Origin of the sequence: Robertmurraya korlensis (assembly GCF_023715225.1) — a bacterium.
GTDB lineage: Bacteria > Bacillota > Bacilli > Bacillales > Cytobacillaceae > Robertmurraya_A.
In genome coordinates, this window is record NZ_JAMBNS010000146.1 from 1 (window position 1) to 411 (window position 411).

The following is a 411-nucleotide window of genomic DNA, read 5'->3' on the forward strand; positions in this document are numbered from 1 at the left end:
ACTACGGTAAAAGGTCAACCTGCCCTAGAGCAAGTACAACGTGACTGGTACGAAGGTACTTATATCCCTAACGTACAACAACGTGGCGCTGCCATCATTAAAGCACGTGGTGCCTCATCAGCGGCATCTGCTGCAAACGCTGCGATTGCACACATTCGTTCATGGGCACTAGGCACCGACGAGAATGATTGGGTATCTATGGGTGTTTACTCAAACGGTGAATATGGCATCCAAAAAGGTCTTATCTCTTCATTCCCATGTACTTGCCAAAATGGCGATTGGAAAATCGTTGAAGGGCTAGACGTTTCATCGGCTTTCTCACAAGAACAAATGAAAGCCACCGAAACTGAATTGGCTGACGAGCGTGATGCGGTCAGCCACGTACTTCCTAACTAATGAGGTTAGAATATT

General features: G+C 46.7%; 1 protein-coding gene. It reads left to right on the top strand.

The window, feature by feature from the left end; all coding sequences use genetic code 11:
- On the top strand, positions 1–396 hold a 396-nt coding region (locus tag M3175_RS26165), incomplete at its 5' end, for a hypothetical protein (RefSeq protein WP_251524632.1).
- Positions 397–411: the final 15 nt, after the last annotated feature.